Source organism: Alicyclobacillus tolerans, assembly GCF_900142255.1.
In the GTDB taxonomy this organism is placed as follows: Bacteria; Bacillota; Bacilli; order Alicyclobacillales; family Alicyclobacillaceae; genus Alicyclobacillus_I; species Alicyclobacillus_I tolerans.
Window position 1 is genome coordinate 131,168 of record NZ_FRAF01000003.1, and the last position, 16,116, is coordinate 147,283.

General features: G+C 43.0%; 17 protein-coding genes. 15 read left to right on the top strand and 2 right to left on the bottom strand.

The features are described from left to right. Position 1 precedes the first annotated feature (1 nt). Positions 2 to 1,726: a phospho-sugar mutase gene (locus tag BUA75_RS02720; protein ID WP_072873050.1), complete on the top strand. Its 1,725-nt coding sequence runs from the start codon at positions 2 to 4 to the stop codon at positions 1,724 to 1,726. Then, positions 1,723 to 2,931, top strand: a complete 1,209-nt coding sequence (locus BUA75_RS02725; protein WP_072873051.1) for an MFS transporter — start codon at positions 1,723 to 1,725, stop codon at positions 2,929 to 2,931. The genes BUA75_RS02720 and BUA75_RS02725 overlap by 4 nt, the downstream gene beginning before the upstream one ends. A 95-nt stretch (positions 2,932 to 3,026) precedes the next feature. Here BUA75_RS02725 and BUA75_RS02730 read toward each other — a convergent pair whose 3' ends face one another. After that, on the bottom strand, positions 3,027 to 3,227 hold the full coding sequence (locus BUA75_RS02730) for a cold-shock protein (protein WP_072873052.1): 201 nt from the start codon (positions 3,225 to 3,227) through the stop codon (positions 3,027 to 3,029). Positions 3,228 to 3,468: 241 nt separating this feature from the next. Here BUA75_RS02730 and BUA75_RS02735 point away from each other — a divergent pair, with 241 nt between their 5' ends. The 6 genes from BUA75_RS02735 to BUA75_RS02760 all read left to right on the top strand — a co-directional run bounded on the left by BUA75_RS02735 (position 3,469) and on the right by BUA75_RS02760 (position 9,283). After that, on the top strand, positions 3,469 to 3,672 hold the full coding sequence (locus BUA75_RS02735; RefSeq protein ID WP_072873053.1) for a hypothetical protein: 204 nt from the start codon (positions 3,469 to 3,471) through the stop codon (positions 3,670 to 3,672). Positions 3,673 to 3,680: 8 nt separating this feature from the next. Beyond that, positions 3,681 to 4,436: a WecB/TagA/CpsF family glycosyltransferase gene (locus tag BUA75_RS02740; protein ID WP_072873090.1), complete on the top strand. Its 756-nt coding sequence runs from the start codon at positions 3,681 to 3,683 to the stop codon at positions 4,434 to 4,436. Between the two features lie 111 nt (positions 4,437 to 4,547). After that, positions 4,548 to 5,744: a methionine adenosyltransferase gene (gene metK, locus BUA75_RS02745; protein ID WP_072873054.1), complete on the top strand. Its 1,197-nt coding sequence runs from the start codon at positions 4,548 to 4,550 to the stop codon at positions 5,742 to 5,744. Between the two features lie 243 nt (positions 5,745 to 5,987). After that, positions 5,988 to 6,425: a hypothetical protein gene (locus BUA75_RS02750; RefSeq protein ID WP_072873055.1), complete on the top strand. Its 438-nt coding sequence runs from the start codon at positions 5,988 to 5,990 to the stop codon at positions 6,423 to 6,425. 454 nt (positions 6,426 to 6,879) lie between these two features. Beyond that, positions 6,880 to 7,449 carry a DUF5317 domain-containing protein gene (locus BUA75_RS02755; RefSeq protein WP_072873056.1) on the top strand — a complete coding sequence of 190 codons (570 nt, stop codon included), beginning with the start codon at positions 6,880 to 6,882 and terminating at the stop codon, positions 7,447 to 7,449. Next, complete coding sequence (locus BUA75_RS02760) at positions 7,433 to 9,283, top strand: bifunctional diguanylate cyclase/phosphohydrolase (protein WP_072873057.1); 1,851 nt, start codon at positions 7,433 to 7,435, stop codon at positions 9,281 to 9,283. The genes BUA75_RS02755 and BUA75_RS02760 overlap by 17 nt, the downstream gene beginning before the upstream one ends. 61 nt (positions 9,284 to 9,344) lie before the next feature. Here BUA75_RS02760 and BUA75_RS02765 read toward each other — a convergent pair whose 3' ends face one another. After that, positions 9,345 to 10,685 carry a helix-turn-helix domain-containing protein gene (locus tag BUA75_RS02765; protein ID WP_072873058.1) on the bottom strand — a complete coding sequence of 447 codons (1,341 nt, stop codon included), beginning with the start codon at positions 10,683 to 10,685 and terminating at the stop codon, positions 9,345 to 9,347. A gap of 152 nt (positions 10,686 to 10,837) precedes the next feature. Between BUA75_RS02765 and BUA75_RS02770 the strand changes: the two genes are divergently transcribed. From BUA75_RS02770 to BUA75_RS02800, 7 genes are all read left to right on the top strand, one after another. Next, positions 10,838 to 11,563 carry a response regulator gene (locus BUA75_RS02770; protein WP_072873059.1) on the top strand — a complete coding sequence of 242 codons (726 nt, stop codon included), beginning with the start codon at positions 10,838 to 10,840 and terminating at the stop codon, positions 11,561 to 11,563. Beyond that, positions 11,560 to 12,882, top strand: coding sequence for a sensor histidine kinase (locus BUA75_RS02775; protein ID WP_242650233.1), 1,323 nt, complete (start codon positions 11,560 to 11,562; stop codon positions 12,880 to 12,882). The genes BUA75_RS02770 and BUA75_RS02775 overlap by 4 nt, the downstream gene beginning before the upstream one ends. 1 nt (position 12,883) lies before the next feature. After that, complete coding sequence (gene fakB, locus BUA75_RS02780) at positions 12,884 to 13,747, top strand: DegV family protein (RefSeq protein WP_072873060.1); 864 nt, start codon at positions 12,884 to 12,886, stop codon at positions 13,745 to 13,747. Next, positions 13,744 to 14,481 (top strand): ComF family protein, encoded by a 738-nt coding sequence (locus BUA75_RS02785; RefSeq protein WP_072873061.1) that lies wholly within the window; start codon positions 13,744 to 13,746, stop codon positions 14,479 to 14,481. Before fakB ends, BUA75_RS02785 begins: the two co-directional genes overlap by 4 nt. Positions 14,482 to 14,517: 36 nt before the next feature. Further along, positions 14,518 to 14,907 (top strand): TIGR03826 family flagellar region protein, encoded by a 390-nt coding sequence (locus BUA75_RS02790; RefSeq protein ID WP_072873062.1) that lies wholly within the window; start codon positions 14,518 to 14,520, stop codon positions 14,905 to 14,907. A gap of 94 nt (positions 14,908 to 15,001) precedes the next feature. Further along, positions 15,002 to 15,541 (top strand): ribosome hibernation-promoting factor, HPF/YfiA family, encoded by a 540-nt coding sequence (hpf, locus tag BUA75_RS02795; RefSeq protein WP_072873063.1) that lies wholly within the window; start codon positions 15,002 to 15,004, stop codon positions 15,539 to 15,541. 240 nt (positions 15,542 to 15,781) lie between these two features. Further along, complete coding sequence (locus BUA75_RS02800; RefSeq protein WP_072873064.1) at positions 15,782 to 16,039, top strand: hypothetical protein; 258 nt, start codon at positions 15,782 to 15,784, stop codon at positions 16,037 to 16,039. The last annotated feature ends 77 nt before the right edge of the window (positions 16,040 to 16,116 follow it).

The following is a 16,116-nucleotide window of genomic DNA, read 5'->3' on the forward strand; positions in this document are numbered from 1 at the left end:
CATGGACGCACGCAAAGAATATGAACGCTGGTTGCACTCTGACAAACTAACGGAATATGAACGCCAAGAATTGACGCGCTTGGGAAAAAAAGATTCAGAAATTCACGAGCGTTTTGGTCGCCAACTTGCTTTTGGAACGGGTGGTTTAAGGGGTGTGATGGGGCTTGGATTGAACCGGATGAATGTTTATACGGTTCGTCGCGTATCCCATGCGCTTGGCTGCTGGGTCAAAGAACAAGGCGGTCAACTGGTGGTCATTGGCTATGATTGTCGTCATCAATCGAGAGAGTTTGCCATAGAAACTGCGTGCACACTGGCGGCCTTAGGATTGCGTGCTGAAGTAGCGCCTGAACTCTGTCCTACACCGGAGTTGTCATACAGCGTCCGCCGCCGAAAAGCGGCGGCTGGTGTCATGATAACGGCCAGTCACAATCCACCGGAATATAACGGTTATAAAGTCTATGGACCTGACGGGGGACAGGTATTGCCTGAGATTGCAGCACAAATAGTAAAATTTCTTTCTGAACCAGAAGATATCTTCCAGTTACCCGTACTCAGCGAAGAAATCGCTCGAAAGCAGGGTAAACTGAGCGAGATTCCCAGCGAAGTTCGACAAAGTTTTGTTGAGACAGTAGTACATAACGTGCAGAGTGCACTTGTCAGTCAGGAACAACGCCGTCGACTGACAGTTCTTTACACGCCTCTGCATGGCACTGGGCGTGTACCAGTCATGGAAGCTATGAAACTTGCTGGATATTCAAAGTTTCAGGTTTTTGCTCCACAAGCGCATCCTGATCCGGATTTTTCAACTGTGCAAAGTCCCAACCCAGAAGAAGCCGAGGCACTATCCATGGCCATTCAGGCGGCTGGCGATTTACAAGCCGATATTGTACTCGGAACCGATCCAGATGCGGATCGCGTTGGGATTGCCGTGCGTACTTCTGATGGGCAATACGAGTTGATGACAGGCAACCAGGTTGGAGCCTTGCTGGCAGATTTTTTGATTCGTTCCAAGCGCCATTCAGGAGAATTGGCAAGCAACAGTATTCTCTTTAAGACGATTGTTACTGCTAATCTTGGTGCGCAAATTGCTTCTCACCATGGGGTAGTGGTTGAAGAAACGTTGACTGGATTTAAGTTTATTGGTGGAAAAATTACAGAATATGAGCGTTCAGGTCAGTACAAATTTCTTCTGGGTTACGAAGAGAGTTACGGTTATTTGCTCTCAGATATGGTTCGTGATAAGGATGCGGTACAGGCGGTTTTAGGAATTTGCGAAATGGCAGCTTATCATTTGCAAAAAGGTCACACGCTGCACGATGCACTGGAAGAACTTTATAAAGAATTTGGATATTCTCATGAATTTTTGCTTAATTTTCATCTTGAAGGCGAAGATGGTCAGGAGCGAATGATTGGGCGCATTGACGAACTGCGCAAAACCCAATTACATATTCCCAACATGCAGCTTGTTCGTGTAGAGGATTATGAGAAGGGAGTGGCCAGTATGTTTGACGAATCTCTTCAAAAAGTTTGGCAGGAGTCCCTCAGTTTGCCAAAATCGGATGTATTGAAATTTATGTATCGCGATGGATCCTGGATGGCCGTCCGTCCATCCGGCACCGAACCTAAGCTTAAAGCGTATGTTTCGGCCACTGGAGAAAATGCCTTGCAAGCCGCGGAAAAGGCTGAACGGATGCGAAAAGTAATAGAGGATCGCATGCAATGAATTGGCGACGTACGCTTGTTATCCTCTGGATAGCAAACTTTGGTGTCATGGCCGGGATGAACCTGGTCATTCCTTTTTTACCCATCTATCTGGGGGAATTGGGAATCCATCAACTCTCTACACTGGAGCGTTGGTCAAGTTGGGTTTTTGCAGCACAATTTGTCACTTCTTTTGCTTTTCAACCTATCTGGGGTGCGGTGGCCGACCGGCGAGGCAGAAAAATAATGCTTTTGCGCGCTGGTTTTGGTATGGGAACCATGACGGCTTTAATGGGTATGGTGCATGCGCCTTGGGAATTATTGATTCTGCGTTTTATAAATGGTGTGTTCTCAGGCTTCATTTCTATGGCCATATCTCTGCAAGCATCGGTTACACCAGAAGAAGAAGCGGGACGCGCACTTGGCATTTTGCAAACAGGCGGTATTGCTGGTGGTTTGATTGGTCCTCTTCTGGGCGGCGTGTTAGCCGAGTCTTTTGGCATTCGCCATGTCTTCTTGTTGACAGGAGCTATGCTCTTCATTACCAGCATAGTTGTATTGCTTTTTGTGCATGAAAAGCCAGTTCGCAAAGAGGGGCGCAAAGAGAAAGTCAAAGGTGGCAGTTTCTTGATTCTGCGCTACCTCTTACCTGTTTTTCTGGCTTCCTTTGTTACCCAATTAGGTGTCATGAGCATTGAACCGATTGTAACGGTATTTACTAAAACGATTTATCACGGCCGCCATCTCCAAGTCATTGCTGGTCTGGTTGTAGCCATGTCGGGAATTGCCAATTTAATTGGCTCGCCTTTGCTGGGTAGACTAGGGGATAGGATAGGGCAGAAAAAAATACTCATCTTTGCGCTCTGTGGCGCTGCCTGCATGTACATTCCACAAGCGTTGGCCTATAACATTGGCTTGTTGTTGGTAGGACGATTCTTGCTGGGACTCTTTATTGGAGGAATGTTGCCGAGCTTAAATGTATTGGTTCGAAAGATGGCACCCGAGCGTATGCAGGCGACAGCCTTTGGCTTGAATTCAAGTGCTACTTTTCTCGGTAATCTGATTGGGCCATTGCTGGGTGGAATGGTGGCTTCTATTTACGGCATTCGTTCTGTTTTTTATGTGACCATGTCGATTTTGGTGATGAATGCTATTGTGCTTATCTTTAACAAAAGCATCAACCATCCGGAACATTTGAATATCGATGTTGACACAGCAGAATCGTGATCGAACCAATAAATATCTAATGTGGATATGAAAAAACTGCCCCGTGTGAGTGGACACACAAGGCAGTCACTTCATATCCACATTGGGATTAAATTTTATAGTTTGGTAACGTTGGCTGCCTGAGGTCCGCGTTGACCTTCTACAATCTCGAATTCAACAGCTTGGCCTTCTTCGAGAGTGCGGAAACCGTCACCCAAAATGGCGGTGTAGTGAACAAATACGTCATTGCCGCCTTCTACTTGAATGAAGCCATAGCCTTTTTCGGAGTTAAACCATTTGACCGTCCCTTGTTGCACCTTATTGCCTCCTACCAAGTACACACGTACTCGCTAAAATTTTCCCTACGCCGCAACAGTAACATTTCATTATGATAAAGTCAATCAAATCTCCACAATTTCTCCAAATATAATCTGTTATTCTCTGTATACAAGAGAGTTTCCTTTACTTCTTGGCGAAGAATTCTAGAAATAGTTTCAAATATCCAGTCTACAGGATACACTGAAATTATCGAGAATAACGGTTTAGGAGACTATGAGAGTGAGGGAAGGGTTTGCACTCGAAGCAGAGAATAGAAAAAAGCTTTCATCTAATAATGGCTGTCATGGGATTTTTCATCACCCTAGCGGCGGTTTGGGCGTTTATGGCTGGGAAGGGATTCGAGGTTATTGCCCCGCTTTGGAAAATCATTTACAGCTTGCTGTAGCAGCTGTGCTTAATTCCCATTCCGTTTGGAAAGGATGAAGTTGCTTTTGGCGAGCGAAGCTTTAGCAGAACATGTTGTGGATGTCCTCGGTGTGCGTTTTCATCGTGTTACATCCAATGAAGCTGTGGAGTCTATTTTGCATTGGATAAGTGAAAAAAGTCGCAGAATGGTAATTACGGCTGGGCCGGAATTTGTCATGCAAGCGAAAGAAAATCCTGAAATGATGCGCATCAGTCGTTCTGCTGATTTAGTAACGGCTGACGGTGTGGGTGTGGTATGGGCAGCCGCTCGAATGGGACGGCCTGTTCCGGAAAGGGTGACAGGTGTCGATCTCGGTCTGGATATATTTGCCGAGGCTATGCGTCGCCATACGTCATTGCGTGTTTATCTGCTCGGTGCATCGCCTGAATCTTTGCAAGCTTGTATGGCAACATTGCAACAGCGGTTTCCGCTGCATCAGTTTCAGGGTCACCATGGATATTATCAAAATCAAGATTGGCCGCAGATTCTTAAGGAAATAGAGTCGTTTCAACCGCATCTTTGGTTGGTTGGCTTGGGACAACCTCGGCAAGAAATGCTCATTTACAAGAATTTGGCGCATTTGCCTCCCTGTGTGGCTTTGGGCATCGGTGGAAGTATCGATGTCTGGGGTGGAACCATTCAGCGAGCACCTCATGTTTTTCGCAGACTCAATTTAGAGTGGCTCTATCGATTGCTCAAAGAACCCAAAAGATTGCGTCGACAAATGGCTCTTCCGCGCTTCGCCTGGCAGATGTTGCGGCAACAGCGACCGTATTCATAGAAAGGTAAAGAATTCCAGGTTGCTTCTTGATTGACGAGATTCGACAAATAGATTACGATTACCCTGTTTTGTTTTGAAGGGGTTAAAGAAGTTGGGAAGGGGTTGGTGAGGATGACTATTCGCCGTCTGTTTACTTCTGAATCTGTAACAGAAGGGCATCCTGATAAAATTTGCGATCAAATTTCAGATGCAGTACTGGATGAAATCTTAACTCATGATCCGCATGCGCGCGTGGCCTGTGAAACATCGGTTACGACTGGTTTGGTATTGGTGGCGGGGGAAATTACGACGTCTTGTTATGTGGATATCCCGAAGATTGTCCGCCGCACGCTTGCAGATATTGGATATACTCGTGCTAAATTCGGCTTTGATGCGGAAACTTGCGCAGTCATCACTTCCATAGATGAACAGTCGCCAGATATTGCTCAGGGCGTCAATGTTGCACTGGAAGCTCGTAACTTGACGGATGAACAGGTGGAGGAAATCGGTGCGGGGGACCAGGGCTTGATGTTTGGTTTTGCCTGTGACGAGACACCGGAACTGATGCCGCTACCCATTTCTTTGGCACATAAGCTTTCACGGCGGCTGAGTGAAGTGCGCAAAAACGGCACATTGCCCTATTTGCGTCCGGATGGTAAAACCCAAGTTACGATTGAATATGATGGGGACAAGCCTGTTCGTGTCGATACCATCGTAATCTCTACCCAACACGATGATAACACGACTTTAGAGACCATCTCTGAAGATATGCATACACATGTGATTTCTGCTGTAGTACCTAAAGAGTACTTGGATGCAGAGACCAAATATTTTATCAATCCGACAGGTAGATTTGTCATTGGTGGGCCGCAGGGTGACGCTGGATTAACGGGAAGAAAAATTATTGTCGATACGTATGGTGGCTATGCCCGACATGGCGGTGGAGCTTTCAGCGGTAAGGATCCTACCAAGGTAGATCGCAGTGCTGCTTATGCGGCTCGTTATGTTGCCAAAAACTTAGTAGCTTCTGGATTGGCTCGCAAATGCGAAGTTCAAGTAGCGTATGCCATTGGTGTCGCGCGTCCGGTTTCTATTATGGTAGATACTTTTGGAACTGGTAAATTATCAGAAGATGCTCTGGTAGAGTTGGTTAAGCGTAATTTTGATTTGCGTCCAGCAGCCATTATTCGCGATTTGGATTTGCGACGTCCCATTTTCCGCCAAACAGCGGCATACGGTCACTTTGGTCGATCCGATTTGCAACTTCCCTGGGAGCGTACGGATAAGGCAAGCTTGTTGGCTGAACAAGCTCGCGCCATCAGTCAATAAATTTTTTGCATTCCTCACGTGACCCCCATAAAAAAGAATAGAATCACGTATGCTGTAGTATTACCCTTACCCCATACCCTGAGTGCTTTGGCCAATCGGTCAAGGCACCTTTTTTTCTTGGAAGTGCTCAATCCAAAGGATGCTGACAAGAGCCAACTGAAGCGTTTATCTTTTTACATGTGTTTTTTAAAGTAGCGGACATTCACTTTCATGCATAGGTTGATGCAAGGAGGTGGGGCGTATATGTTGGTGACGCTCCTTGTACTATTGGCAGCTCTTTATGGGTTTTTAGCCTTTCTTACACAGATTGTCCATCTGTGGAGAAAGAGACGCCATCCTCAACTACCTATGATGTATATTTTGCTGATGAAAGATGCCAGTGAATCTGTTGAGGGCATCATACGCCAAATCATTCGCCGCAGTGATACGCTGAAAAGTGAACCCACCATAGTCATCATGGATTTTCAATCTCATGATGACACATCAGCCATTGTGCAACTTTTGCAATCTCATTGGTCCGAGGTCTATTATCATCCAGTTCAGTCGGAAGACGATTTTTTGCAAATTCTGCGCGATTACTATTTATCGAGTCATCACGTCGCTTGGCTATTCGATCTTCGCACGCCAAGTGCCAGGCAGCTTTCCCTACAAACCATCTCAATGATTCCCATGATGCAATAGAAACTAATTCTATAAAAATTCACACTAAAGTAGTTTGAGAGACACTCTCTCAAACGATTTATTTTTTAAATTAGCAAAAAAATATAGAATGTGGAGAATTTTTGTCTAAACCTGTAGAAAATCTTAACGGTTTCACTATATAATGCATGCATCGGGGTGTAACTCCTTTACTAGGATTCATAGCTACGGCACTCGGTAGTCTACTTAGACAACTAAGTATAGCCGGCAACTCTTGACAATCGCAGCAGAATTCAAAGCACTTCAGATCGGTCGTTATCTGACCCATCTGAGGAGGAACCCACGATGTCAAACAAAGTAAAAGCCCTTGCTATTTTTGGAGCGCTCGCGCTCATGACAGTCGCAGCGCAGGCAGGATTTTTCTGGATTTCATAATTATTTGACCGGGTTTTTACCCGGTCCCGTTTTACAAAAAAGTATAATGCGGGGTACACCAATGTCAGTTGAGATTCTTGCCATATTGATAGGAATAGGTTTTGGATTGGTGAAGAAAGGCAGCATTTATAATTTGGCCAATTTGAAATTAAAATTTTTCTGGGTGTTGCCAGTCGCATATGTATTGCAAATGATTAGCATTCATTATTTCTCAAACAGTCTTTACTTGATTATGGTCATATTAAGCTATCTTGCACTTCTGATTTTTTGTCTCCTTAATATTCGCTTTAAAGGAATCCCTTATATGTTAGCGGGAATATTTTTAAACTTTCTTGAAATGACGCTCAATGGGATGAGGATGCCAGCTTATTTACCGTCCGTAAGAGCCTTTGGTAAAAAAGCTGTAGATGATCTTTTGTCTGGACATTACGGTAAAAGTATTGCTATGGATAAGCATACATTGCTTCCGTTTCTTGGAGATATTATTCCGTTTCACTTTTTGATTTTTAATATTGTTAGTATAGGTGACTGTGTTTTTGCCGTTGGGCTTGGGGTGTTAATTTACAACGCAATGTTGCTCCAAAATTATTCCGTAGTTAGTGGAGGAGGAGCAAATGAATCTGCAAAATAGCTGGCGTTATAAATCAATAAAAATATATCAGTTCATAGTAGCGTTGACAGTGATTGCTGTAGCAATTTATCAATTAAATTCAATAAAAATTCCCGACGACTTAATTTTATATTCGTTAATCGGATTAATATCATTAACTCAGATGTTTAAGATTATAATTAATGAGCATCTAGGGTTTACGTGGAATATGACATTTTACTTAGGGTTTTCTTTAGTATATCCTTTGAAAACCGTTCTTGTAAGTGGAGCATTCATGGCATTATATACCTATATTATTAATTTAAAGAATAATAATAAATCTGAGAAAATAGATGAAATGTTTAATCAGTCTATATTTACTTTATCTTCGACATTTGCTGTCTGGTTTACTAGATCATTATTTAACGCTCAAGGTTCTAATAATCTTTTCAATTATGATTATGTGTTGTTATGTCTGATCACTTATTCAATAGTTAATATGCTATTAATATTAATTTGTTATATTATAATGCAAGGTTTAGTTGGCTTGAAGATAGGGATTAAGTCAATGCTTCAAAAGTCAACATTTAGTGTGTTGGTAGTCGGTGGTCTCACCGCCTATCTTCTAGCTTTGACCATTCATGCCTCTGGACTGAGAGGCGTTATCATATTTACCATTCTCATTTTGATCGTTTCCCGTGTTTACCAAGAATACTTTAAGCTTACCAACCATTTTAAACGCTTATCTATCACAGATGAACTCACAGGATTGCATAATCATCGTTACATACATAACTGGTTAGATAAACGAGTGGCCGATAACCTTCCATTCAATGTATTACTCGTGGATATCGATAATTTTCGCAGATATAATGATGCCCACGGACATCTGCATGGCGATCTCGCTCTGAGCCATTTAGGAAAGCTCTTTCATACAACGGCCAGAGAGGGTGAGTTAATCGCCCGAGTGAGCGGGGAAGAATTTTTAATTATTATTCCGGATGTCTCCGTTGAAGAAGCCACTCAACGTGCTCAAGTTTATTGCGATGCTGTTCAACATTACAATTTTCCAAGTACGGAGCAGTATCCAGTAACAAAGTTGACTGTCAGTATAGGAGTAGCAAGATATCCTGATACTGGTGAGAAAAAGCACGAGGTCCTGAGCGCTGCAGATGATGCGTTGTATAAGATTAAAGTTGCTACACACAGTCGTGTTGCAGTGTTTAGTTCCATTGCCGAAGATATTATTCGCGAATTACAAGGACTGGATGTTTCTGAGAAATTGATTGACGAAATGCAACAACTCATGCAATTGATGCATTCACGCGATCGCTATACATACCGACATACTGAAAGAAATGTTAAATATGCAGCAGCTCTCGCGCGGAAACTGAATCTCGATAAAGATTTGCAAAAAACTATAAGAGTTGGAGCATTTTTGCATGACATAGGGAAATTGAAGATACCGGTAGAGGTCATTGCCAAAAGTGACCCGCTTTCCAAAGAAGAATGGGATCTGATGCGGGACCATCCAAATATTGGTTATCAACTGGCGCTCGGCTTATCAGAAGTTGCAGACTGTCTGCCTATCATTCGTTATCATCATGAAAGGTATGATGGTACCGGTTATCCGGAAGGGAAATTAGGGGCAGAGCTTCCATTGTCAGTCCGTATTATGACTCTTGTGGATTCATTTGATGCCATGACCACCAGTCGTCCGTATCGTAAAAAACGGACAATGGAAGAAGCTTTTGACGAATTGGACGCATGTCGAGGTACTCAGTTTGATCCCGATTTGGTCGAGCCGTTTAAAGAAGTTGTTCGAGAAATTGGCATTCTCCAATCCGAAGAACCAAAAGAATCGGCCATTATTTGAACTGTTGTTCAGATGATGGCCGATTTTTATGATTTTCTGTTGTAACTATGGAAAAGGCTTCTTAAGTGCGAGAATCAATCCAACGAACAGGATTTTTAGGAAGTAAGAATGATTCAAGTCGTTCTTGAATTTCGCGAATCTTAGCTGGCTGACCAACTTCCTTAAGCCATAGAATAGCAGTGGCAAGCCACTGGACACGAATATCGAGTTCTTCCTCTGGAAATTGATTTGCCAAATCAATTAAAACGTCTGCCGCCTTTTCCGTCTCGCCGGTCATTTTGAAATAATCAGCTTGCAATTCTCCAAGCTCTTTAAGTGTGTCCCGATAAGAAAGCTGAGAGAATTCACAAATACCATGACAATCATTTAATATCTCACTGGCGCGTTCAATGCGTCGGAGAGCGGCTGACCACTCGCCCCTGCTCATTTCAGCCCTTGCTCTATGACATTCTGCCTGGATAAACAGGTAGGTTGTCTGAGGTGCTATACAATGTTGTTCTTCAGAAGCTGTGCTGACTTCTTGGAGTTCCGGAATTTTTTCAGACGCCTCTGTTATAGTTGCCTGCACAACATCACTTTGCTTAAGGAAGCGAAGACTTTCTACTAGTGTTAAAGCTTTTAAAGCTAGTGTAGTGGCGAGTTGAGTATCCGCATCTTCTAGAAATTCGGCATCCATAATCAGCATTTCTGCCATATGTTCAATTTTAGGTGCTGATTTAGCGAGTTCTATAGCTTCTTGAAGATAACTGATAGATTCCATTTGTCCATCATATTTTTGACGAGTAATTTGATACATCTTATAGTACATATCCATCATGTCGCGATTAAGTTCTACAGTGGCACAAATTTTCTCTTGTCTCAGTTCTTTTCCGTAGAAGACGGCTTTCTTCCATTCATGCAATGCACCATCTTCATTTTTCATGCCAAGCTCAAGGTATCCAGATTCTCGGCAAACTTCAAATAGAAGCAATTTGTCTTGGCTGCGAAAAGCCTGTTCGCGAAGACTCTCTAAAATAGGTACGCCGCTCTGGTACTGACCTAGGTGCCTATGAGCCATAGCTTGAGTTAACATCAATATACGAGTATTTAGTCCATATGCGTTCTCGGTATGAATTTTATTTAAAATTTCTAATGCTTTTTCAGGGAGGCCAACTTCAACATAATAACGTGCAATGGCTAGAGTAGCTGAAGCAGATTGTTGACCGTCCATTTCTGTAACAAAATATTCAATGGGCATACCTAGTCGAATAGCCAAATTGTTCAGTAAGTTATAAGAAGGCTTAGCTCTGTCTGATTCAATTTGACTAATCATACTCGGTGTAACAATTCCATCCGCTAATTCGCTTTGCGTCAGTCCCCGTTGCTGACGCAATTCACGTATTTTTTCTCCTATGGTGGCCATTAATTCACCAACTTTTCCAAATGTGGGATTTCATAAAAATAAGAATTAAGATGGTAGATTCAACAGAGAATTCTATTTAACTATATCATATTGTAATCCATTAGGGGGACAAGTTAAAATGAGTTTAAGTTAAAAATTTGGAGGGCGATGGCGTGCCAACAGTCCTGGTTGTGGATGATGAAGAGTCCATTCGTACACTGGTTGCTTACAATTTTCAAAAATCAGGATATGAGGTTGAAACGGTAGGAGATGGTAAGTCTGCTTATGAACTTATCCGTCAGAACCCCCAACGGCTCTCATTGGTCATTTTAGATTTGATGTTGCCTGGTATGGATGGCTTGGAAGTCTGTCGTCGTCTACGCCAGGAAAAAGTTGAAGTACCCATTATTCTTTTAACTGCCAGAGATGAAGAAGTGGATTTGGTGGTCGGTTTGGAAATGGGGGCTGACGATTATGTCAAAAAACCATTCTCTCCTAGAGAATTAGTAGCCCGCGCCCGAGCAGTTTTGCGGCGTATGGATAATACCGAAGAAGACATTGAAGAGGCAAGCAGTTCGCGCACACTCAAAGCGGGAGATGTTCTGGTAGATCTCTCTAAGCATGAAGTATCTTTGGCGGGAGCACTGATTGATCTCACACCCAAAGAATTCGACCTTCTTCAATATTTTCTTGAAAACAAAGAACATGTACTTTCTCGAGATCAATTGCTTGATCGCGTTTGGGGATATAATTCAACAACAGATACGCGAATTGTCGATGTTCATGTATCCCATTTGCGAGATAAGATTGAGAAAGACCCTAAAAATCCGCTATATATCAGAACCGTACGAGGTGTTGGTTATAAGTTTACCGATCCGTCTGGAAGGAGTTCTGGATGATTGTACCCGTAATGCTGGCCTTTTTTGCAGGTATGGTGACTCCGCTGATTGTTTTTGGAATTCGTCGGCGTTGGGGCAAATATTTTATGGAGTATTTACAAGATTCTTTGGACGCTTTTGGCAACGGTGATTACAGCTTACGCATGTACGAATATTTACGGCGTGGATTTAACCGTGAGATAGCCAACAGTTTTAATCAAATGACCAGTCGCATTGAAACGGTGGTCGATGAACTATCTGCAGAACGTGATGTTCTGGAACACATTTTGCACAACATGACCACGGGAATCATCTATATTACCCGCGGTGGAACCATAGAGATGGTCAATGAAGCAGCCCAGTTAATGTTCCGCAAGCCTCTTGAACATTGGACCAAACAAGACCATTGGTCTCTATTTAGAAACTATCATTTAGGTGCGGCAATAGACAACGCATTGTTGTTTGGAACTCCATGGCAGAGCGAACTCAATTTGCGCGACACACAGACGGTGTTAATCCGTTTGGTACCTGTGCCATCCAAGAGCAAAACCGCAATGCATGGGGAAGTGGCTTTTGATGTTCTCATGCTTTGCAATGATGTCACTGAATTTCGTCGACTAGAAAGAATGAGAAGCGAGTTTGTGGCTAATGTCTCGCATGAATTAAAGACTCCAATAGCTGCAATCCGCGGTTTTGCAGAGACATTGCTTGATGATGAAGCACCAGCAGAAGTACAAAAACAGTTTTTGCAAACTATCTACGACGAGTCCAATCGGATGAACGCCCTGGTCAGCGATTTGCTGGAACTTTCCAGATTGGAAGCTGAAGAACATCGGATTCAATTGCTTACTGTTCCATTGATGGATGTGGTAGAACGGGCGCTTGATCGGTTGACCCAAGTAGCTCTAGCACGCCAGATTCAACTTGAATTAGAACCTTTTGAGCCGGTGAATGTTTGGGCGGAAGACGACTTGCTTTTGCAAGTATTTCTCAATTTAATGAGCAATGCCATTCATTACACGCCAAGTGGCGGCAAGGTGACGATTCGTTGTGAAATTCTCGTTGATAGAGTGAAAGTTCATGTCATAGATACAGGAATAGGTATTGCTCCAGAACATCTCGATCGCTTGTTTGAAAGATTTTACCGAGTCAATCGGGATCGCAGTCGGGCATCTGGTGGGACTGGATTGGGGTTGTCTATTGTTAAACATATAGTAACAGCGCTTGGCGGAGAAGTTGGTGTAGAAAGTGAAGTGGGTAAGGGCAGTGATTTTTGGTTTACGCTTTCCAGAATGAGCCGACTTCCAGAAGACAAATCTCTATCGATGGGAGGAGAATAACTTGGGCAAAATTGCCTTTGTCACAGACAGCACAGCGTATTTAACGCCTGATCAAGAGCGTTCATTAGGAATATCTGTCGTTCCTCTCGACATCGTTATTGACGGTGAAGCCTATGCAGAAGGAGTCGACGCAAGTTACAAAGAAATATATGAAAAAATGGCAGTCAGCGAAAAGTTTCCGAGTACTTCTCAACCTTCCCCTTCTCGCTTTGAACAAGTATTCAAGAAATTAATAGACTCTTCAGAACATATACTGTGCCTGACATTATCTTCGGGTTTGAGTGGAACCTACGAGAGTGCTAAAAATGCGGCTCAAAGGGTTAATCCTCAACGTATTACAGTATTTGATTCAAAGATTACTTCTTTTGGATTGGCTGGTCCGTTGCAAGATGCAGTAAAAATGGCAAAATCAGGGTGCGATGTAAATCAAATATTAGAAATGTGGCAATATGTGAGTCAACATATGGTTTCGCGATTTCTGATTGACAATTTAGAAGCTCTGCGAAGAGGTGGAAGGATTGGCGGCGCATCCGCGTTACTGGGTTCTCTGTTGCAGATCAAGCCAATTCTTACTGTTCGAGATGGGAAAATAGACTTATACGAAAAAATGCGAACGCACAGACGGGCTTTGGAGGCACTGAGAAGCGAATTTCATGCTTTTGCAGAGAAACATTCGCAAGTGAGGCTAGGCGTTATTCATCGCGATCGCGCTGAAGATGCTCATTCATTATTGCAGGAATTGATGGGTGGTCATGAGAATGTTCTAGGTGAAGTTTGTGAACTTGGTCCTGTGATTGGCATGCACACGGGGCCAGGGTTGCTTGCGCTTGTTTACTATCCGAGCAAAGCAGATTGGGTAGAATGAGAACGTTTCGTGGCTATACATTGTCGTTTTTACTTGCATCTTTCGCTTCTTTCGTTTTGGATATGATTTATTTTAACGAACAACATCGATGTGTACTCTGTGGAAGAACACTGTATAGAGAACATCAAAAAGAGGATAATCTGATCTTGCTTGATAAAGTTTGCCTGTTTTGTCAATTAAAACTTCTGCAAGTAGATATCCTACCCGCAAGGCGTTCTCTGGTAGTTCAAGGTAGGCAAGTACCAGTCTTTGCTGCATTTCCTTATCATGGGTTTTTACCGGAAGTCATTCGTTCGTGGAAGTATGATAGCGCATTAGGCTTGACGGATTGGCTAGTTTCTCCACTTTTACCATTCATCGAAAAGCAGTTGCCCTGTTCATTCGATATGATTGTGCCCGTGCCTACTACGAATCAGCGAATTACTGCCAGGGGGTATCAACAAACAGAGGTTTTGGCTTATGCATTATCCAAAAAAATTCGTCGTCCTGTAGTCTCTCTATTATCGAAACAGTCCATTCAAGCGGAGAGTCAAACAGGGAAAAACAAAGCCGAGCGTATGGATGCTATACAGCATGCTATACAGGTAGTATTTCCGGAGCGTTTGCAAAAGCGCAGGTTGTTGTTGGTGGATGATGTAGTGACGACCGGATCGACCATGGCGGCTTGTGCTAAGGAATTGTTAAACGTGGGAGCTCAATCCGTGATGGGCGTGGCCATAGCTTATGTACCATGAATGTTGAATGAAAATGAACAGGTAGGTGTATGCAGGATGCCGGTGGCGAACTGTAAGCGATGTGGAAGAATTTATAATCGATTGAGGCGAGATATATGCCCGCAATGCGTTCACGAGGAAGAAGAAATATTTCTTCAAGTACGCACATTTCTAAAAAATCATCGGAATGCTAATCTTCAAGAGTTGGCAGAGGGAGTCGGAGTAGACCCGGACATTATTGTGGGCATGATTCAGGATGGGCGCATTATCTTACGAGATAATCCGAATATTTCATATCCATGTGAAAAATGCGGAAAACCGACACAGTCTGGTCGGCTTTGTGCAGTCTGTTCTGCAGAAATGGTAAGGGATTTACAAATAGCATCTTCTGAACTATCGGCTCAAAAAGAAAAGTCGCATAAAGGTAAGGGGTTTTATTCGCGATAATGCCCGCGTAAATCTACTGTTAATTCAGAAAACAGACCATGACTTTCCTCGTGAAAAAAGGTATACTAGAAATACGAAGGAGGCGTTGGTGCTTATGAACATTCAAGTGCATGGTGATCATATGGGGATCACTCCGGCGTTACACGACTTTGTGGACAAGAAGTTGGGTCGCTTGGAAAAGTACTTCGACGCTCCGCCCGAAAGGGAGATTTCTGTAACTCTGTCAGTGGAGAAAGGCTTTCACAAGGTGGAAGTCATGTTGCAATTGCATGGTGTACTTTTCCGCGCGGAAGAAAAATCAGCAGACATGTATGCATCCATTGATCTGGTCGTAGATAAGTTAGAGCAACAAATTAATCGACATAAGTCTAAAATCAATCAGAGATTTCGTAATCAGGGTTTAAAAACACGCATTCAATCATCAACCGGAATGGATACACGGGAAGAGAGTGAACTCCGTGTGGTGCGTACGAAACGCTTTCCTGTGAAACCTATGGATGTTGAAGAGGCCATGATGCAAATGGACTTGCTTGGACATGATTTTTATGTGTTCACGAATGCAGAAACTGAAGAAGTGAATGTATTATATCGTCGCAAATCAGGCGACTATGGATTGATAGAACCGCAATATTAATAACAAATTGGCTGACAATCGCATATTTGTCATTTGATTTTTAGAATGATGACTCTGTTTCTATGCCTCCATATCCGCCGTTAATCGTGGGTTGGAGGCTTTTTCGTAGCTTAATGTAACTAACGGAACACGGAAAGATTAATAAGACTTACGCGATTTTCAATTTGGCCAAACAAGAATAATGTCCATATGGCATACCTCTGAATAAATACAACAGTGTGAAGTTTGGGGGGACAGTATATGCCGATTCTCATGTTTATTCTTCAAGTGATTGTCTTTTTTCTCATTTGGCGAATTGTACTTATGGTACTGACGAATATCATTCGTAAAAATACCCTTTCTATATGGGTGAGAATGATAGCCAATTTAGTATTCGTCATTTTTTATTTTGCTGTATTGCATTGGACTCATGGTTATTGGTGGTGGTCCATTGCCAGCGGATTATTTGTGGGTCTTCTGTTCGCGTTTGCGTCTAACAACGGATCGTCACCTGAATAAACTTGTTGTATGCATGCAAAGCAGAACAATTTTCTGGCATGCTGTGCTATAGTGGGCATAAGTAGTATACTTTGCCA